Below are 17,652 nucleotides of genomic sequence, written 5' to 3' on the forward strand. Positions count from 1 at the left end.
ACAGGGGAAAAGGAAGATAAACTGATATGAACAATAAAAAGTACGATGGCGTGTACTATCCGGTGAGGGAGGTCACGGATTTAAAGGACATGATAGAAAGCAGTGCAGCGCTTTTCAAAGATGTTCCTGCATATTTACAGAAAGATAAACCGGGCGGAACTTTTCAGCCGATTACCTTTGGCGAATTTAAAGAGAAAATGGATGCTCTGGGAACCAGGCTCCTTGACCTGGGACTTGGAGGCAAGAAAATCGCAGTGGTCGGTGAAAGCTGCTGGCAGTGGATTTTGACCTATTTTGCAGTGGTCTGCGGTGTCGGCGTTATCGTACCGCTGGATAAGAACCTGCCTATCGATGAGATGAAGAGTCTGGTGCAGCGCTCCGGCGCAAGCGCCCTGGTATACACTAAACGCAGCGAAAAGGCGCTGGCGCCTCTTTTTGAAGAAAAATATGATGTGGAACACTTTATTTCCATGGGGCAGAGCGAGCACAGCGAGAAGGCGCTTTCCTTGGATGAACTCATTGAAGAGGGCGAGCGGCTTCTGAAAGAGGGCATTCGCGACTACGTGGATGCTGAGATTGACAGAGAGCAGCTGGCGACCCTGATGTTTACTTCCGGTACTACCGGTATGTCCAAGGGCGTTATGCTTTCCCACAAGAATATCGTTGCCAATGTAGTCAGCATGTCCAAGTTGGTTCACGTGCCAGTTGGGACAAAGACTTTGTCCATACTGCCGATTCATCATGCTTACGAGTTCACTTGCGACATCTGTACCTGCTTCTATCAGGGTGGAACTGTTGTCATATGCGAGGGAATCAAATATATCCAGAAGAACATGAACGAAGTTCATAATCAGATTATGCTGGGCGTGCCTCTCGTCTTTGAAAAAATGTACAAAGGCATGTGGAAACAGGCTGAGAAGCAGGGCGAGGCGGATAAGCTGCGCAAGGCGATCGACCTGTCCAAGAAACTGAAACTTTACAACAATCCGAAGCTGATGAAAAAGTTGTTTAAGGCGATTCACCAGAATTTCGGCAACAATATCACCCTGCTTATTGCAGGCGGTGCAGCGATTGACCCTAAGGTTATCGAAGACTTTGAAGCCATGGGGCTTCCGATGATTCAGGGATACGGCATGAGCGAGTGCGCACCGATTATCGCAGTAAATCAGGATAGATACAGTAAAGCCGCCTCAGTCGGAAAACCCATGCCGGGCACGCGGGTTCGCATTGAGAACCCCGATGAAGACGGAATCGGTGAAGTGGTTTGCAAGTGTGACTCCGTTATGATGGGCTACTATGATAATCCGGAAGCGACTGCGGAAGTGCTGAAAGACGGCTGGCTTTACACCGGCGACTTGGGATATCTGGACGAGGAAGGGTTCCTCTATCTGACCGGCAGAAAAAAGACCGTCATCGTTACCAAGGGTGGCAAGAATATCTTCCCCGAGGAAGTGGAAACTGTGCTTATGGAAGATGAGCTGATACAGGAAGCGTTGGTGTACGGCAGAGAAGACGACAAAGTCGGCAACGTAATGATTACCGCCGACATCTTCCCGAACTATCCGCTTTTGAAAGAGCGTTTCGGTGAAATGAACGGAAGCGAGGTGTACCATCTCTTCAAAGATCTGGTAGATAGGATTAACAAGAAAATGCCGACGTATAAGGCAATCAAACGCATCAATATCAGAGAAACAGAATTTGATAAGACGACCACCGGAAAGATTAAGCGCTACGGTAACTTTGCAGCGGACAGCGTGCAGACAGAGCCGCAGGAAAAGCCTGGTTATGCGCAGATGAAGGATGCTGAGATGAAGAGGGCAAAGGCTTTTGTGAAAGCGATTTCTGAAAGCACGGATCCTTACGTAAGATATAAGGAGAGCCGCCCGATTACAGATATCAAGCACATGTTTGAAACCAGCGCAGAACTTTACGGAGACAATGTCGCCTTTATGCAGAAATTTGAGAAAGACGCTCCGTATACAGCAATCACATATAAACAGGCGATTGCCGATGTCAACGGTCTGGGAACGGCGCTGATTAACCGCGGTCTGAAAGGAAAACGCGTTGCAGTTATTGGGGAAACCTGCTATCAGTGGGAGTCTTCTTATCTGTCAGTGTTATGCGGAACTGGTGTTGTAGTGCCTCTGGATAAAGAACTTGGCGAGCAAGAACTGAAAGCACAGATTATCGATGCCGAGGTTTCCGGCGTTATCTTCGGCGGAAAATTTGCGGATATGTTCCGCGACATGAAACGCAGCGGAGAAACTGGATTAGAAATTCTGGTAAACTTTGACACAGAAGAGCATGAAGAGGAAACTCTTTCCTGGAAGGCTTTGGTGCAGGAGGGAAAAGCGCTGGTTGCCCAGGGAGACAGACAGTTCCTGGATGCGGAAATCTACGGCGATGAAATGAGCGTGATTCTGTATACGTCCGGAACCACGGGCATTGCCAAGGGGGTTATGCTGTCTCATTACAATCTGGCGAGCAACCTGATGAGCGCACCGACGATTTTGAAAGTCAATCCGACTGATATTTTCTTCTCAGTGCTGCCGGTGCACCACACCTACGAGTGTACCTGCGCGTTCCTGATGCCGCTTTACAAAGGCGCCGCAATCGCGTACTGCCAGGGCTTGAAATATATCACAAAGAACCTTGAAGAGGTGAAACCGACTATGCTTCTTGGCGTGCCGGTGCTCATTGAGACTTTATATAAGAAGATTTGGAAAAATGTCAGAGCAAAAGGCAAAGAAAAGATGCTGAAACGGCTTCTGACAATGAATAGAAAGACCAAGAAGATGGGTGTGTCCATCAGCAAGCCGTTTACCAAGGAAATTCTGGAAGTATTTGGCGGTAGAATGCGTGTTATCATTTCCGGCGGCGCGGCAATCGATCCTGAGATTTTACAGTTCTTCAATGACCTGGACATTGTTTGTGTGCAGGGCTGCGGTTTGACGGAGTGCTCACCGATGACAGCGCTGAATCCGGACGTCGAAAAAGATATGCGACTTGCTTCTGTGGGACATCTGCTGCCTGGCATGGAAGTCAGAATTGCAGAGCCTGACGAAGACGGCGTTGGCGAGATTTGCTACAAAGGCGATAATGTAATGCTGGGATATTACAAGAATCCCGAAGCGACTGCAGAGGTAATGGAAGACGGGTGGCTTCATACCGGTGATCTGGGTTATGTGGATAAAGAAAACTTCATATATATTACAGGAAGAAAGAAAAATGTGATCATCACTAAGAACGGTAAGAATGTTTTTCCGGAAGAGCTGGAATACTATCTGAGCGCTGTACCATATATTTCAGAAAGTATGGTTTGGGGAGATGAGGTTGAAGATGGAAACGATATGACCATCGCAGCGACAGTGACTTTAGATGAAGAGGAAATCAGCGAAGCGCTGGGAGAAGCTTTTACCGAAGAGGATGCAAAGGAGTTGGTATGGGAAGCCGTTGATAAAATCAACGAGAAACTTCCGTACTATAAAAAAATCAAAAAGCTCCGCATCCGCAGAGAAGATTTTGAGAAGACCACAGGTAAAAAAATTAAACGTTTCGTCGAAGGAAACAAAAAAGGAAACAAGTAAAGGGCGAAAACATTGACAAATGCACAATTTTAGAGTATAATACTCGGACTATGGCATTGCTGAAAGGAGAATTAGAATATGTCAGAAGAAATACTTCTAACCCAGGAGGGTTATGATAAATTAGAGGCCGAAAGAGACATGCTGGTATCCGTTAGAAGAAAAGAAGTTTCCGAAAGATTGAAGGAAGCGATTTCTTACGGAGACCTTTCCGAAAACGCAGAATACGATGCCGCTAAAAATGAGCAGGCTGAACTGGAAGAGAGAATCCACAAACTGGAAACCATGATGAGAAATGCAAAGATTATCAACGAAGATGAAGTTTCCGGCGATCACGTAAACGTAGGTTTGACTGTAAGAGTAGTAGAGACACAGACCGGTGAGGAGCAGTCCTTTGTTATCGTAGGATCTACAGAAGCAGACCCGTTTGCAGAGCCTGCCAGAATTTCCAACGAATCACTTGTAGGTCAGGGACTCCTCGGAAAAGGAATTGGCGAGGTTGCCGAAATCGTAGTTCCGGATGGGGTGCTGCACTACAGAATTGAAGAAATAACTAAATAGTATAAAGGATGATAGATATGAGTACACAAGATAACAACATGAATGTAAATCCGGAAGTTGAGGAACTTTCGGAAGAAAATCTGAATGAGCAGAGATTGATCAGAAGAGAAAAGCTGAAGAAACTGCAGGAAGCTGGCAGAAATCCTTTTGTCAACGAAACATGGGATGTGACTGCCCATAGCATGGACATCAAAGATAACTTTGACGCCATGGAGGATCAGGAAGTGTCCTGCGCCGGAAGAATCATGGCGTTCAGAAGAATGGGCAAGATGGCTTTTGTCGACATTCAGGATAAGCAGGGCAGAATCCAGTGCGTAGTCAAGAGAGACGACATCGGCACAGATGAATACACCTGGTTTAAGACTTATGATATCGGTGATATCATCGGTGTAGAAGGAACTATTTTTAAGACAAAAGCAGGGGAAATTTCCATTCAGGTAAAGAGACTGGTACTTTTATCCAAGTCATTGCAGGTGCTGCCAAACAAGTGGCATGGTTTGAAGGATACGGATATCCGCTACAGACAGAGATATGTGGACTTAATCGTAAATCCTGATGTCAGAGAGACTTTCTATAAGAGAGCAAAGATTATCCATGAGATCAAGAGAGTACTGGAAGAGGATTACAACTTCCTGGAAGTGGATACACCGATTCTGACTACCATTGCAGGCGGCGCCAACGCAAGACCGTTCAATACCCATCACAATACTTTGGACATCGACATGAAACTGCGTATTTCCAATGAGCTCTATCTGAAACGTCTCATCGTAGGCGGTCTGGATCGAGTTTATGAAATGGGCAAGATGTTCAGAAATGAGGGCATGGACAGAAATCACAGTCCTGAGTATACTTCCATGGAATGCTATATGGCGTATGGCAACATGGAAAGCATGATGGACGTGACGGAGCAGGTGATTTACAAGGCAGCCATGGCGGTCAACGGAACACCAGTCATCACTTATCAGGGGAAAGATTTTGATGTGACTCCGCCTTGGAGAAGACTGGATATGACCGATGCCGTAAAGGAAATTACCGGCGTAGATTTCCACAAGATTGACTCTGACGAAGATGCGAGAGCCGCCGCTATCGCCTATGGCATGGATGCTGATGAAGTGAAGGAAATGACACGCGGCAAGATTATTGCTGAGATGTTTGAAGAATACTGCGAAGATGTTCCGGGCTATCTGGACGGACCAGTCTTTGTTGTGGGACATCCTGTAGAGATTTCGCCGCTGGCAAAGAGAGACCCGAAAGATCCGAGGATCACCAGAAGATTCGAAGGCTACATCAATGGATGGGAAGTCTGCAATGCGTTCTCCGAGCTGAACGATCCAATCGACCAGTTCGAAAGATTTACCGAACAGCAGGCACAGCTTGATTCCGGTGAAGATGATGAAGCACATCCGATGGATATGGACTTTGTCAATGCGCTGGAAGTAGGTCTTCCACCGACAGGCGGACTTGGAATTGGAATCGACAGAGTGGTTATTTTAATCACAGATTCTCCGAGCATTAGAGATATCATCCTGTTCCCGACGATGAAGTCCTTACCGAACGAAAAAGGCTAAAAAGTCCCTATTTATGTGGGTTTGCGGACTTTGAAAAACGCCGAAAAATACATCTTTACATCAAACTTACATCAAATGGTGCGTAGACTTGTGCAGAGATGAAAAAATCGCATAATTTTGTATTTAAGACCTTGAGAGGACAACACCTTTCAAGGTCTTTTTTGCGTTGTGCGGTGTATCCGGTCGCAAACTTCAAGTTTTCTTTGATTTCCAATACAATGTAATTGCAAGGGAAATACAGGAGGGAAAGCCTATGAATAAACAGACATATATAACAGAGGAAGAAAGGGAAAAATGCAGAAAGGTTGCCAATGCCTTTTTGGAAATCTATCAGGAAGATGATGTGCTGGTGGTGGACGCCGGAAGGTTCGGGTTTGTGAAATTGCAGAATTATATGCCAAACGAGGGATTTGACAGTGTCACGACTTATACGGACAGCAGGGATATGTTGGAGGACTTATGGCAGGATTGGCTGATTACACAGCTTTTTGCTCTTTCAAAAGGAACGCCGATGGAAGATTTTACGCAGGAGGAGTTATTAAAGATATTGCCGACGAAAAAGCAGAAGGAATTTGCTTATAAAAAGATTTGCTTTATGAATAAAGCCGCAATTTGAAATGGTTTTTAATATGTGGATAGCAATGTTTCCCTGAGATAAAGAAGCTTCTCAGGGGAATTTTTTGTCTCAATTCGCAAACTACAAGGACTACCTTGCCGAATTGCTGAAAGATGAAAACAATTCGCTTTGGTCGGCTGTCCTTTATGGTATCTCGTACAGCAGCGATCAGATTGTAACCGTTGCGTTGTCTCAGGTCGGCAATGTCGGCGGAGAGCCGTACTGAAGTTGGTACAGCTTCAATTCTCGTGTGGAATGGTGTGCCTGTTTCGTAAGCTGGTGCGCTAACGAGTGCGGCTATATTGATACTGGGGTTATCCCGAAATTTGCGGGCTGCGTCAACGGCGCACAATGGTTTAAGGACAGAGGACAATGGCTTGACGGATCTGCCGAGCCTGTTCCCGGAATGATTATTTTCTTTGATTGGGAGAGCGATGGTGAAACCGATCATGTTGGAATTGTGGAAAAAGTCGAAAACGGTATTGTTTACACCGTAGAAGGCAATTCCGGCGATAGCTGCCGAATCAATCAGTATTCAATAGGGAATTATCAGATTTACGGATACGGTGTGCCACAGTATTAGAAAACAAGCCGTTTGCAGAAATGCAAGCGGCTTACATAAAATCAACTTTACAATGTTTTTACAATCGCAAGATAACGAATTTGATGTTCGGTCGGTATAATAAAACCGTAATCAAAAAGATTATGGAGAAAAAACAAAAGGAGAATTTGATTATGAAAACAAAGAAAATACTTGCATTAGCACTTGGCGCAGTTTGTGTTTTCGGTATGCTTGCCGGATGTGGAAAACAGGAAACAGGTACAGTTTCAACAGATGGTTCTACCTCTATGGAAAAAGTAATCGGCTCGTTGAAAGAAACCTTTGAGGCAGAGAACGAAGGAATTACCGTTACATACAATCCCACTGGTTCTGGTACAGGCATTACAGCAGTAGCGGAAGGACGCTGTGACATCGGACTTTCCAGCCGTGATTTGAAAGATGAAGAAAAAGCAAAAGGACTTGAAGGAACAGTTATTGCTTATGATGGTATTGCAATCATTGTCAATCCCGAAAATACCGTAGATGATCTTACGATTGAGGATATTGCCAAAATCTATACTGGTGAGATTAAAAACTGGAAAGAAGTCGGCGGTAAGGACGCTGAGATTGTCTTAATTGGAAGAGAAGCAGGAAGCGGAACCCGTGACGGCTTTGAATCCATTACGGGAACAAAGGATCAATGCAAATTGAAGCAGGAACTTACCTCTACCGGAGATGTGATTACGACCGTTGCGGGGAATCCGGCAGCAATCGGATATGCGTCTCTTGCTTCCGTAAAGGACAGCGTAAAAGCATTGAAAGTCGGAGGCGTAACGCCCAGCGAAACAACAATTAAGGACGGCAGTTATAAGGTGCAGCGTAATTTTGTGCTGGTTACGAAAACCGAGGGTAAACTGTCTGATGCAGCACAGAAATTCTTTGACTACATTACTTCAAGCGACGCTTCGGAACTAATCAGGAAAGCAGGAGCCGTACCGGTAAAATAAAGGACTGTAAAAGCGACGGCGATAGGAAACCGCTGCTTTTCACATTTTGAAAGGAATGTAGTGATGAAGAAAAAGAGATTATTTGAAACCATCATACACGGCATATTCCTGATATTGGGGCTTATTACAGTAGGATTTGTTTTGCTGATTACAGTGTATCTTATCATATCGGGTATTCCCGCTATTCGGGAAATTGGAGTTTTCAAATTTCTGTTTGGGAAAGTTTGGGCTTCCACAGCAGCAAAAGCTTCCTATGGAATTCTGCCGTTTATTTTAACCAGCGTTTACGGTACAGCCGGAGCTATCGTAATCGGTGTACCGGTCGGCTTTATGACCGCTGTATATCTTGCAAAGCTTGCTCCGGAAAAAATAAAAACCATTATGGGATCGGCGGTCAGTCTGCTTGCGGGAATCCCGTCGGTGGTTTACGGTCTTGTGGGAATGCTTGTATTAGTGCCGGCAGTTCGGACGCTGTTTCATCTGCCGGACGGTGCAAGTCTGTTTGCGGCAATGATTGTTTTGGCGGTAATGATTCTCCCGTCAATTATCAAAGTTTCCATAACCGCATTGGAAGCTGTACCGAAGGAATATGAGGACGCATCTTTGGCACTTGGCGCTACTCCGGTGGAAACCTATTTCCGGGTGTCTGTTCCGGCGGCAAAAAGCGGAATTGCGGCGGCTGTTGTGTTGGGCGTAGGACGTGCCATTGGCGAGGCGATGGCAGTAATGATGGTGGCAGGAAATGTAGCCAATATGCCATCCCTATTTGGGAGTGTGCGTTTTCTTACAACAGCAGTTGCTTCAGAAATGTCTTATTCAAGTGGGTTACAACAGCAGGCATTGTTCTCCATCGCCCTTGTACTGTTTCTCTTTATTATGCTGATAAACGCTGCACTTAATTTCTTTTTGAAGCGGGATAAGGAGGGTTCAAAGTGAACAAAAGTCGAAAAGGATATATTTTTGCTATGAAGTGGCTCTGCTGGCTGTCAGTGGGAATTACGGCGGCACTTGTATTGTTTTTGCTCGGATATATTCTTGTGAAAGGAATTCCCCATATCACTTGGGAACTGCTCTCTACAAAACCGAGCTATATTGAAGAACGCATTGGGATTCTGCCAAATATTCTGAACACCTTGTATATTATTCTTGCCACGCTTGTTTTTGTAATACCTCTTGGAGTGGGGGCGGCGATTTATTTAACGGAATATGCAAAGAATAAAAGAATTGTTACGGCGATTGAATATGCTGCGGAAACCCTGTCGGGAATCCCATCAATCATTTACGGGCTTGTCGGTATGTTGTTCTTCTGTCAGTTTTTAAATATGAAAACATCCCTTTTGGCTGGTGCGCTGACGCTTGTTATTATGAATCTGCCTACTGTTATGCGCACTACGCAGGAAAGCCTGAAAACCGTGCCACAGAACTACCGGGAAGGTGCGTTCGGACTTGGAGCCGGAAAATGGCGGGTAATTCGTACTGTGGTACTTCCCGGTTGTGTGGATGGGGTGGTCACAGGATGTATCCTGTCAATCGGAAGAATTCTTGGCGAATCGGCGGCGCTTTTATTTACAGCTGGACTTGCCCACGAATTATATGGATTATTTGAGGGGCTGCAAAACTCCGGCAGTACGCTGACAGTAGCGTTATATGTTTATGCAAAGGAACAGGGTGAATTTGAAATAGCTTTTGCGATTGCCGCAATACTAATGATTATGACGCTGCTTATCAACCTTGCCGCTGATATTGTCAGCCGTTATTTCAAGAAAAGGAGAAGCCTATGAGCAGTATAATGACAGTAAGAAATCTGTGCTTATGGTATGGAAAAGCACAGGCACTTAAACATATCAATATGGAAATCCCCGAAAAAAGCATAACGGCGCTTATCGGTCCGTCGGGTTGTGGAAAATCCACATTTTTGAAAACACTTAACAGGATGAACGATTTGGTTTCCAGCGTTAAGATTACGGGCGAAGTTATGTATAACGGTGAGAATATTTATGACAATTCCGTTGATGTAAACGAACTTCGTAAAAATATCGGAATGGTGTTTCAAAAACCGAATCCATTTCCAATGAGCATTTATGACAATATTGCTTACGGACCTCGTACACACGGAATTAGAAGCAAAGCAAAACTCGATGATATTGTGGAACGCTCACTCCGGGATGCAGCTATTTGGGAGGAAGCAAAGGACAGGCTGAAAAGAAATGCTTTGGGACTATCCGGCGGTCAGCAGCAAAGGCTCTGTATTGCGAGAGCACTTGCAGTAGAGCCGCAGATTCTCCTGATGGATGAACCGACTTCGGCGCTTGATCCAATTTCCACTTCGCATATTGAGGAACTGGCAATGAAGCTGAAAGAAAAATATACGATTGTCATTGTTACACATAATATGCAGCAGGCTGTCCGTATCTCAGATCATACGGCATTCTTTCTGCTGGGGGATTTGGTTGAATTTTCAGAGACAGAAGCAATGTTTTCACAACCGGGGGATAAACGCACAGAGGATTATATTACAGGGAGGTTTGGTTAAATGCGGTCAAAATTTGATGAACAACTGGAACTGCTTCATAAAGAGCTTATTGAAATGGGCGCTCTTTGTGAAAATGCCATAGCAATGGCGGCAAAAGCACTCTCAGAGGGCAACACGAAAATGGCGGCAAAAGTCCCCGAATTGTCAACTGAGATAGATAGAAAAGAGAGGGATATTGAAACCATGTGTATGAAGCTGCTCCTTCAGCAGCAGCCGGTGGCAAAGGATTTGCGAACGATTTCCTCCGCACTGAAAATGGTGACGGATATGGAGCGCATTGGGGACAATTCCGGCGATATTGTAGAAATTGTGACTATGGCGAACATTTCACCCTCCGATAATACGGAGCATATTCAGGATATGGCAAGAGCGACAATCAAAATGGTAACAGACAGTATTGACGCCTTTGTGAAGAAAGATATAGAGATTGCAAATGCAGTCATTACCTACGATGATGTGGTAGACGGTCTCTTTGACGAAGTAAAGACAGATTTGATAGAAAAATTTGGTAATCCTGAATCAAACGGAGAAAAAGTTCTCGACCTTCTTATGATTGCAAAGTATTTTGAGCGTATGGGTGATCATGCGGTGGAAATTGCAAAGTGGGTATTGTTTTCTATTACTGGAAGGAAAGAGAGATAAACGATAATTTCATTGCATATAAGCAAAGTTGAAAAAGAGGCGGATTTACGCTATAATATAATATGGGTATTTTTATGCAGAAGGAGAATGACAATGATTTATTGTGTAGAGGATGACAATGGAATTAGAGATTTAATGATATATGCTTTAAATTCTGCTGGGTTTGAAGCAAAAGGCTTCACGGACGGTACAGAATTTTTTAGTGCGTTGCAAGCGGATCAGCCGAAACTTATTATACTTGATATTATGCTGCCGGGTGATGACGGAATCACGATTCTAAAAAAGCTTCGTAACAATACTGTTACCGCAGATATTCCGGTTATTATGGCAACAGCCAAAGGAACTGAATATGACAAGGTAATCGGTCTTGACACAGGTGCAGACGATTATCTTGCAAAGCCATTCGGAATGATGGAAATGGTTTCCCGTGTGAAAGCTGTACTTAGGCGGACAGCTCCAAAAAACACCCCAAAAACTTTAAAGGTGGGAAATCTTGAAATAAAGGAATCTGAGCATACTGTTTATGCCTGCGGCGAGCGTATCACGCTTACATTAAAAGAATACGATCTTTTGTATTTGTTTATGGATAATCTTGGAAAAGTTTTCACCCGTGACAGATTATTACAATTAATATGGAGTTCTGATTATATAGGCGAAACAAGAACAGTCGATGTTCATATTGGAACTCTCCGTACAAAACTCGGAGAATGTGGAAGTTATATAGAAACTGTCCGAGGTGTTGGGTATCGAATGGAGGCGAAGCTATGACAAAAAGAATTTTTCGTACTGTATTCGTTGTTGCCATCAGCATATTTATTGCTTCAGCCGTACTTTTTATGACTGTACTGTATGACTATTTTTCTGGAATCCAACAAAATCAACTGCGTATGCAAATTGATCTTGCTTCACAGGGCGTTGAAGATGAAGGACTTGATTACCTGAAAAACTTAAATATAAAAGATTACCGTGTTACTTGGATAGGAACAGATGGTAAAGTTCTTTATGACAGCATATCAGAGGCTGATGAAATGGAAAATCATTTTGAACGGGAAGAAGTAAAAGAAGCACTTTCAGAGGGATATGGTGCAAGTTCCCGTTATTCCTCCACATTAACGCAGCGTTATCTCTATGGAGCAAAGCGACTGCCAGATGGAACTGTTATCAGGCTTTCAGTAACACAGAATTCTCTGCTCATACTTACACTCGGTATGTTGCAGCCAATTATGATTATATTTGTGATTGCTATTATTTTATCAGCTTTTTTAGCTTCGAGACTGTCAAAGAAAATTGTTAAGCCGTTGAATGAATTAAATTTGGATAAACCTTTAGATAATAATGGATACGATGAACTTTCTCCTCTGCTTCGGCGTATTGATACACAGCAAAAAGAGATTAGTCGGCAAAGTGAGGAATTAAGACAAAGGCAGAATGAGCTTGAAGTGATGACCTCCGCTATGTCTGAGGGAATTATTTTGCTGAATAATAGAGGAACTGTTTTGAGTATCAACAAGGCGGCTGCGAAACTATTTGGGACAGATTGTTTTTGCATAGGTGAGGATATCGTGTCAATAAACCGCAGCTTGGAATTAGCCCAATTGCTTAATAGGGCGAAGAACGGGGAACATTCAGAAAGAGTTGTGGAACTTGGATGTGGTCGGTATCAAATGATGGCAAGTCCTGTTATATCAAACAATATAGTATCCGGGATTGTGCTTTTAATACTTGATGTAACGGAGAAAGAAAAGGCGGAACAATTACGCCGTGAATTCACAGCCAATGTTTCACATGAGTTAAAGACGCCATTGCATACCATATCGGGAAGCGCTGAGCTTTTGGCGAACGGTATGGTAAAGCCGGAGGACATTCCCATCTTTTTAAAGCGTATTTACTCTGAAACACAACGCATGATTCAATTAGTGGAAGATATTATACGGCTTTCACATTTGGACGAAGGCGCTGAAGATATGAAATGGGATATGGTGGATTTATATGCGGTAGCAGAGGAAACGATAAATTCTCTTGCCGACGAAGCAGAAAGCAATGGGATAAAATTTGAACTGTATGGAGAAACTGTTTTGATCAACGGCATCAGGCAGCTGCTTCAGGAGATTATATACAATCTCTGTGACAATGCGATCAAATATAACTGTAGGGGCGGTTCGGTATCTGTAGGGGTAAAGAATGAAAATGAATTTGCTGTTCTGACCATCACCGACACGGGTATTGGCATTCCGGCAGAACATCAAGAGCGCATTTTTGAACGATTTTATCGAGTAGATAAAAGTCATTCAAAAGAAATAGGTGGTACAGGACTTGGACTGTCTATTGTAAAACACGCTGCAAAACTGCATAATGCGGAAATTGAGTTGCACAGCATTGTAAATAAAGGTACTGAAATTACAATCAAATTTCCTAAAAACTAAACATAATGAGAGACAGAGTCGTAGTAAAAACTGCGGCTCTGTTTTTGCTTTACAAGGATTTTATCAGAGTGCGATAACAGATTTGATGTTATTTTGATAAACTTAATCTGATAGAAAAAGCAGCCTTGCGGCTACTTTTCGGGTGCAGTATCAATTAAGGCTTTCGCAGTTGCTTTAACGACTTCTAACGACCGTTCATCGCAAGCTGAAAGCATACGGAGGAGATTTTCTACCTCGGAATCTTTGGACGGCTTCTCAGGGTGGAAAATCGAATCCGCAGAAATGTTCAATTCCCGGACGAGCTTATGTAGGACATCGAAGCTCGGCTTCTTGCCCTCGTTCTCGATCCGATATAGGTATCGCTCGGTAATATTCGCTTTTTCAGCCAACGCTTCTATGGTGATCCCGGCGTGTTCACGAGCTGCCTTAATGATACAACCAAGCGTTTCAGGTTTATTATGCACTTACAGTCCACTTCCATATATAATTATACTGATTTATGCCATCTTTATAATGGCACAGCAATTCAATTATAAGTGGACTGACAGTTCGCAGATAACTGAACTATAAAGAAATATGAACCCTGCCAAATAAAAAAACGAGGTTTTGACAGGGCGATTTAATATGCCTACACCCTCCGATTCTGAGTTTTAATGCGCTGGATTATTCTCGGCGTTCCGCTGCTTGTGATGAGCAGCGAATATTAAACTGTTACAAAGGTATTATCAGAAAGTATTTCATTGAAAAAAGCATTTACCCCACAAAAGGACAATGCGGCTCACATACTGAACTGATATGCCATAAATACAATGAAACAAACGCACTTGCACGGCGAAATTTGTCGCTATGCAGGTGTGTTTTTATATTTTGTGGTATTTCGACCTTATATAGTGTCGGCTGCCGTTCGCCGCCTTACGGTCTGAATTTTTACATTTTTGAAAATTCAGACTGGATGTAAAGAAAATGGCAAAAAGCCAATTTGATGTTCTGAAAGAGGAGTTTCAGAACGAGTGTAAGGTTATCAATTTGAAGTACGAGTATGAGGGATACATAGGCGTGGAGCAATGGGCGGTTATTACAGAACTATCCGAAAAAGAACTGTTTGAAAAATACCCTGATATTATATCCCGCTACATACCGTTCGTGCTGCTGTCCGTTGAACAGGGAAAGGCAGTATATGAGTTTAGAAGAAATGAAAGCAAATTCTATAAGCGCAGCTTAAACAACGAGGACGCTTTTGGATGTGACGATGAGCTTATAGGGATATTCCATTCGGAGGTCTTTGTTCCTGACTTTTTTGAGCAGCAGATAACAGAGGAATACGAAGAAAATCGTTATCAGTTGTAGATGAAGCTGTTGGACAAGGCTCTTTCAAGCCTTACCGAGAAGCAATACAAATACCTCATAGCCCGCTATGTTGCAAATAAAAGCGCAAGGGAAATTGCTGAAGCGGAGGGGGTATCTCATCAGGCAATTGAAAAGCATTTGAACGCAGCGGTCAAGAAAGTGAAAAAAATGTTTAAGGGATTTTTCCGAAAATAGGTTGTCATTTGGCTGACTGATTCCAAATTAGTGAAGGGGTTGTTTTGAATCCGGATAAAGATTTCCCCTTCACTTAATCTTGGAAATGCGAGGTCAATGCTATGCAAACAGAGAATAAAGAAAAGGTGAAGCGTGGAGAAATTTATCTGCATGATTTTGGAAACAATGCAGGCTCAATTCAGAATGGGGTAAGACCTGTTCTTGTAGTTCAATGCGATGAAGGCAATCAGGCAAGCATGACAACGGTTGTTGCAGCTCTTACATCAGTTATAAAGAAGCGTTATTTGCCGTCCCATATTATCTTGGGCGATAAATTTGGACTCAAAGAGCCTTCAATGGTTATGCTGGAACAACTGAAAACAGTCAATCAGTCCGAACTTGTGGAATATATCGGATTTGTTGACAGCGAATATCTGCTCCGTAAGGTGAATCACGGCTTAAAGAAAGCGCTTGGTTTGTGGGTGGATAAGCCGCAAAAGCACAAGGGGGATATTCGCTGCCTTTGTCCCGCCTGCTTACAGGCATATAAGAAAACACAGAATTATATTGTCAGGCGGCTTGATCCGCTGGCTTCCAAAAGGGAGAAATGCGATAAGTGCGACAATATGGGTTGGGATTATATCATTTATGAAAGGCGTACTTCCTCAGAGGATAAGGGGGTACAGGAATGATGAGTGATGATAAGAAGGTAAAGCAGCCTAAATATGAAGTCCCATTGTGGCATAAAACAAATCTTTCTATTGATGAAGCGGTCGCTTATACAGGGATTGGCAGAGCAAAATTATATGAGATGACAAATAGAGAAGATTGCCCATTTGTATTATGGATTGGAAATCGGAGGGTAATAAAGCGAGGAGGTACAGCAAATGGAAAGAAAACGAAATCAGGCGGAAAAAATCCAAGTTCCTGTATGGTACAAAACAAATTTATCAATCGAAGAAGCAGCAGCTTATTCAGGGATAAGTCGGGATAAGCTCTACGAGATGACAAACAAAGAGGATTGCCCATTTGTATTGTGGATTGGAAACCGCAGGCTGATAAAAAGAGAAGTTTTTGATGAGTACATAAAAAAATCATATTCGATTTAAGGAGGAACTACTATGGATGATGAAGTTATGACTTATAAGGCAAAGCTTGAAGCAAGGAATGCTGACAAGCCAATATGGGAGAAAAAATGTCTTTCTATTGAAGAAGCGGCGGCATATTCCGGTATCTGGATAACGAAGCTCAGACAATTATCACAGCAAAAGAAATGCCCGTTTGTAGTGCCGCTTGGGAATCAGGTTTTTATTGTCCGGGAGAAATTAGATACCTATATCAAGGGTAAAAAGCATATTTAGGAGGGGGGACTTATGGCTAAGGAAAAGAGAAAGGATAAATCAAGAGTAGTTCTTCGTACCGGGGAATTACAAAGAAGCAACGGTACTTACCAATACTCGTGGGTGGACGCAAACAAAAAGAGGCGTTATGTCTATGCGAGGAACTTAGATGATCTTCGTGCAAAGGAAGAACAGATTGCAAAAGATAAAAGCGATGGCATTAAGACCGAAGCCCGCTATACGACAGTAAATGAACTTTTTGATTTGTGGAAAGTTTTGAAACGAGGATTGAAAAACAATACCTTTGAAAATTATAAATATATGTATGAGACTTTCGTCCGTCCAAATATCGGAAAACAGCGTATTTCAACTCTGAAAAAATCTGATGTTAAGCGCTACTATAATTATCTTGCCGACGAAAGAGGAGTAAAGGCTTCTACGATTGACAGTATCCATACCGTACTTCATCAGATTTTGGATATGGCGGTTGATGATGATTACATTCGTAACAATCCGTCTGACAATGTGTTGAGAGAGCTGAAAAAATCCCATGTTTTTAAGACGGAAAAACGCAGGGCATTAACACGACCTGAGCAGGATTTGTTTCTTGACTATCTGAAGAACACGCCGAAAGTACAAAACTGGTATCCGATATTTGCGGTAATGGTCGGTACGGGATTACGAGTTGGTGAAGTGACCGGGCTGAGATGGTGCGATATTGATATGGAAGAAGGCATTATTGATGTTAATCACACTTTGGTTTACTACGATCACCGAACCGATGACAGCAAGAAAGGCTGCTACTTCAATGTGAATACAACAAAAACCCCAGCGGGCAACAGACAAGTACCAATGCTTGATTTTGTAAAAGAAGCCTTCCTTATGGAAAAGGAAAGGCAGGAAATGTTTGATTTACATTGCGAGGTTATCATTGACGGGTACAGCGATTTCATATTTATTAACCGCTTCGGGCAGGCTCAACATCAATCAACGCTGAACAAGGCAATCCGCCGGATTATCCGGGACTGTAATGATGAGCAGTTATTGAAAGATGAAAATGCGGAGGTATTGCTGCCACACTTTAGCTGTCACTCTCTCAGACATACATTCACGACAAGAATGTGTGAAGCAGGAGTAAATGTGAAGGTAATTCAGGACGCACTCGGTCACAAGGATATTTCCACCACGCTTAATATCTACACCGATGTGACAAAGGAACTCAAGCGCTCCGAATTTGAGTGAAGGTTTGTCAAACATATGTTACACCGTCATGCAAAAAATTAAATAAAGTATCTTTAGGAGAAAGCCACTTTAAT

At 43.1% G+C, this 17,652-nt stretch carries 18 protein-coding genes and 2 pseudogenes; 19 read left to right on the forward strand and 1 reads right to left on the reverse strand.

The features are described 5' to 3' along the window. Positions 1-26 precede the first annotated feature (26 nt). The 12 genes and pseudogenes from D1151_RS12975 to D1151_RS13030 all read left to right on the forward strand — a co-directional run bounded on the left by D1151_RS12975 (position 27) and on the right by D1151_RS13030 (position 13,475). Complete coding sequence (locus tag D1151_RS12975; protein ID WP_161909180.1) at positions 27-3,587, forward strand: long-chain fatty acid--CoA ligase; 3,561 nt, start codon at positions 27-29, stop codon at positions 3,585-3,587. A 78-nt stretch (positions 3,588-3,665) separates the two neighbouring features. Continuing rightward, positions 3,666-4,145 carry a transcription elongation factor GreA gene (gene greA / locus D1151_RS12980; protein ID WP_160201810.1) on the forward strand — a complete coding sequence of 160 codons (480 nt, stop codon included), beginning with the start codon at positions 3,666-3,668 and terminating at the stop codon, positions 4,143-4,145. Positions 4,146-4,162: 17 nt separating this feature from the next. Then, positions 4,163-5,713 carry a lysine--tRNA ligase gene (gene lysS / locus D1151_RS12985; RefSeq protein ID WP_161909181.1) on the forward strand — a complete coding sequence of 517 codons (1,551 nt, stop codon included), beginning with the start codon at positions 4,163-4,165 and terminating at the stop codon, positions 5,711-5,713. A gap of 253 nt (positions 5,714-5,966) precedes the next feature. Further along, positions 5,967-6,329, forward strand: a complete 363-nt coding sequence (locus tag D1151_RS12990; RefSeq protein ID WP_160201808.1) for a hypothetical protein — start codon at positions 5,967-5,969, stop codon at positions 6,327-6,329. A 172-nt stretch (positions 6,330-6,501) separates the two neighbouring features. After that, positions 6,502-6,912 (forward strand): annotated as a pseudogene (locus D1151_RS12995) (CHAP domain-containing protein); the annotation flags it as partial. A gap of 152 nt (positions 6,913-7,064) precedes the next feature. Then, the gene (locus D1151_RS13000; RefSeq protein WP_160201807.1) at positions 7,065-7,877 is read left to right on the forward strand and encodes a phosphate ABC transporter substrate-binding protein; all 813 of its coding nucleotides are present in this window, start codon (positions 7,065-7,067) and stop codon (positions 7,875-7,877) included. Between the two features lie 63 nt (positions 7,878-7,940). Next, positions 7,941-8,813, forward strand: coding sequence for a phosphate ABC transporter permease subunit PstC (gene pstC, locus D1151_RS13005; protein ID WP_160201806.1), 873 nt, complete (start codon positions 7,941-7,943; stop codon positions 8,811-8,813). After that, positions 8,810-9,658: a phosphate ABC transporter permease PstA gene (pstA, locus tag D1151_RS13010; RefSeq protein WP_330588340.1), complete on the forward strand. Its 849-nt coding sequence runs from the start codon at positions 8,810-8,812 to the stop codon at positions 9,656-9,658. The genes pstC and pstA overlap by 4 nt, the downstream gene beginning before the upstream one ends. After that, the gene (pstB, locus tag D1151_RS13015) at positions 9,655-10,410 is read left to right on the forward strand and encodes a phosphate ABC transporter ATP-binding protein PstB (protein ID WP_160201805.1); all 756 of its coding nucleotides are present in this window, start codon (positions 9,655-9,657) and stop codon (positions 10,408-10,410) included. Before pstA ends, pstB begins: the two co-directional genes overlap by 4 nt. After that, positions 10,411-11,052 carry a phosphate signaling complex protein PhoU gene (gene phoU, locus D1151_RS13020; RefSeq protein WP_160201804.1) on the forward strand — a complete coding sequence of 214 codons (642 nt, stop codon included), beginning with the start codon at positions 10,411-10,413 and terminating at the stop codon, positions 11,050-11,052. Positions 11,053-11,145: 93 nt separating this feature from the next. Then, on the forward strand, positions 11,146-11,820 hold the full coding sequence (locus D1151_RS13025) for a winged helix-turn-helix domain-containing protein (RefSeq protein ID WP_160201803.1): 675 nt from the start codon (positions 11,146-11,148) through the stop codon (positions 11,818-11,820). Beyond that, entirely contained in the window at positions 11,817-13,475 is a 1,659-nt protein-coding gene (locus D1151_RS13030; RefSeq protein ID WP_160201802.1) for an ATP-binding protein, read from the forward strand. Before D1151_RS13025 ends, D1151_RS13030 begins: the two co-directional genes overlap by 4 nt. A gap of 131 nt (positions 13,476-13,606) precedes the next feature. Here the strand turns inward: D1151_RS13030 and D1151_RS13035 are convergent, their stop codons facing one another. Beyond that, on the reverse strand, positions 13,607-13,939 hold the full coding sequence (locus D1151_RS13035; RefSeq protein ID WP_160201801.1) for a helix-turn-helix transcriptional regulator: 333 nt from the start codon (positions 13,937-13,939) through the stop codon (positions 13,607-13,609). 499 nt (positions 13,940-14,438) lie between these two features. Here D1151_RS13035 and D1151_RS13040 point away from each other — a divergent pair, with 499 nt between their 5' ends. From D1151_RS13040 to D1151_RS13070, 7 genes and pseudogenes are all read left to right on the forward strand, one after another. Next, complete coding sequence (locus tag D1151_RS13040; protein ID WP_161909182.1) at positions 14,439-14,822, forward strand: hypothetical protein; 384 nt, start codon at positions 14,439-14,441, stop codon at positions 14,820-14,822. Continuing rightward, positions 14,823-15,017, forward strand: coding sequence for a sigma-70 family RNA polymerase sigma factor (locus D1151_RS17365; RefSeq protein ID WP_161909183.1), 195 nt, complete (start codon positions 14,823-14,825; stop codon positions 15,015-15,017). A gap of 101 nt (positions 15,018-15,118) precedes the next feature. Further along, positions 15,119-15,688: a type II toxin-antitoxin system PemK/MazF family toxin gene (locus tag D1151_RS13050; protein ID WP_161909184.1), complete on the forward strand. Its 570-nt coding sequence runs from the start codon at positions 15,119-15,121 to the stop codon at positions 15,686-15,688. After that, positions 15,688-15,870: pseudogene (locus tag D1151_RS17250) on the forward strand (excisionase); the annotation flags it as partial. The gene D1151_RS13050 and the pseudogene D1151_RS17250, both read left to right, overlap by 1 nt. A 13-nt stretch (positions 15,871-15,883) precedes the next feature. Beyond that, entirely contained in the window at positions 15,884-16,105 is a 222-nt protein-coding gene (locus D1151_RS13060; protein ID WP_161909185.1) for an excisionase, read from the forward strand. Between the two features lie 12 nt (positions 16,106-16,117). Further along, positions 16,118-16,357 carry an excisionase gene (locus D1151_RS13065; protein ID WP_161909186.1) on the forward strand — a complete coding sequence of 80 codons (240 nt, stop codon included), beginning with the start codon at positions 16,118-16,120 and terminating at the stop codon, positions 16,355-16,357. A 12-nt stretch (positions 16,358-16,369) separates the two neighbouring features. Further along, positions 16,370-17,578: a tyrosine-type recombinase/integrase gene (locus tag D1151_RS13070; protein ID WP_161909187.1), complete on the forward strand. Its 1,209-nt coding sequence runs from the start codon at positions 16,370-16,372 to the stop codon at positions 17,576-17,578. The last annotated feature ends 74 nt before the right edge of the window (positions 17,579-17,652 follow it).

Source organism: Emergencia sp. 1XD21-10 (genome assembly GCF_009936045.1).
GTDB lineage: Bacteria > Bacillota > Clostridia > Peptostreptococcales > Anaerovoracaceae > Senimuribacter > Senimuribacter intestinalis.

Bases quoted from the DNA above. Each gene is read 5' to 3' on its own strand.
- D1151_RS12975 (WP_161909180.1), top strand. From the start codon at position 27: ATGAACAATAAAAAGTACGATGGCGTGTACTATCCGGTGAGGGAGGTC.
- greA (WP_160201810.1), top strand. From the start codon at position 3,666: ATGTCAGAAGAAATACTTCTAACCCAGGAGGGTTATGATAAATTAGAG.
- lysS (WP_161909181.1), top strand. From the start codon at position 4,163: ATGAGTACACAAGATAACAACATGAATGTAAATCCGGAAGTTGAGGAA.
- D1151_RS12990 (WP_160201808.1), top strand. From the start codon at position 5,967: ATGAATAAACAGACATATATAACAGAGGAAGAAAGGGAAAAATGCAGA.
- D1151_RS13000 (WP_160201807.1), top strand. From the start codon at position 7,065: ATGAAAACAAAGAAAATACTTGCATTAGCACTTGGCGCAGTTTGTGTT.
- pstC (WP_160201806.1), top strand. From the start codon at position 7,941: ATGAAGAAAAAGAGATTATTTGAAACCATCATACACGGCATATTCCTG.
- pstB (WP_160201805.1), top strand. From the start codon at position 9,655: ATGAGCAGTATAATGACAGTAAGAAATCTGTGCTTATGGTATGGAAAA.
- phoU (WP_160201804.1), top strand. From the start codon at position 10,411: ATGCGGTCAAAATTTGATGAACAACTGGAACTGCTTCATAAAGAGCTT.
- D1151_RS13025 (WP_160201803.1), top strand. From the start codon at position 11,146: ATGATTTATTGTGTAGAGGATGACAATGGAATTAGAGATTTAATGATA.
- D1151_RS13030 (WP_160201802.1), top strand. From the start codon at position 11,817: ATGACAAAAAGAATTTTTCGTACTGTATTCGTTGTTGCCATCAGCATA.
- D1151_RS13040 (WP_161909182.1), top strand. From the start codon at position 14,439: ATGGCAAAAAGCCAATTTGATGTTCTGAAAGAGGAGTTTCAGAACGAG.
- D1151_RS17365 (WP_161909183.1), top strand. From the start codon at position 14,823: ATGAAGCTGTTGGACAAGGCTCTTTCAAGCCTTACCGAGAAGCAATAC.
- D1151_RS13050 (WP_161909184.1), top strand. From the start codon at position 15,119: ATGCAAACAGAGAATAAAGAAAAGGTGAAGCGTGGAGAAATTTATCTG.
- D1151_RS13060 (WP_161909185.1), top strand. From the start codon at position 15,884: ATGGAAAGAAAACGAAATCAGGCGGAAAAAATCCAAGTTCCTGTATGG.
- D1151_RS13065 (WP_161909186.1), top strand. From the start codon at position 16,118: ATGGATGATGAAGTTATGACTTATAAGGCAAAGCTTGAAGCAAGGAAT.
- D1151_RS13070 (WP_161909187.1), top strand. From the start codon at position 16,370: ATGGCTAAGGAAAAGAGAAAGGATAAATCAAGAGTAGTTCTTCGTACC.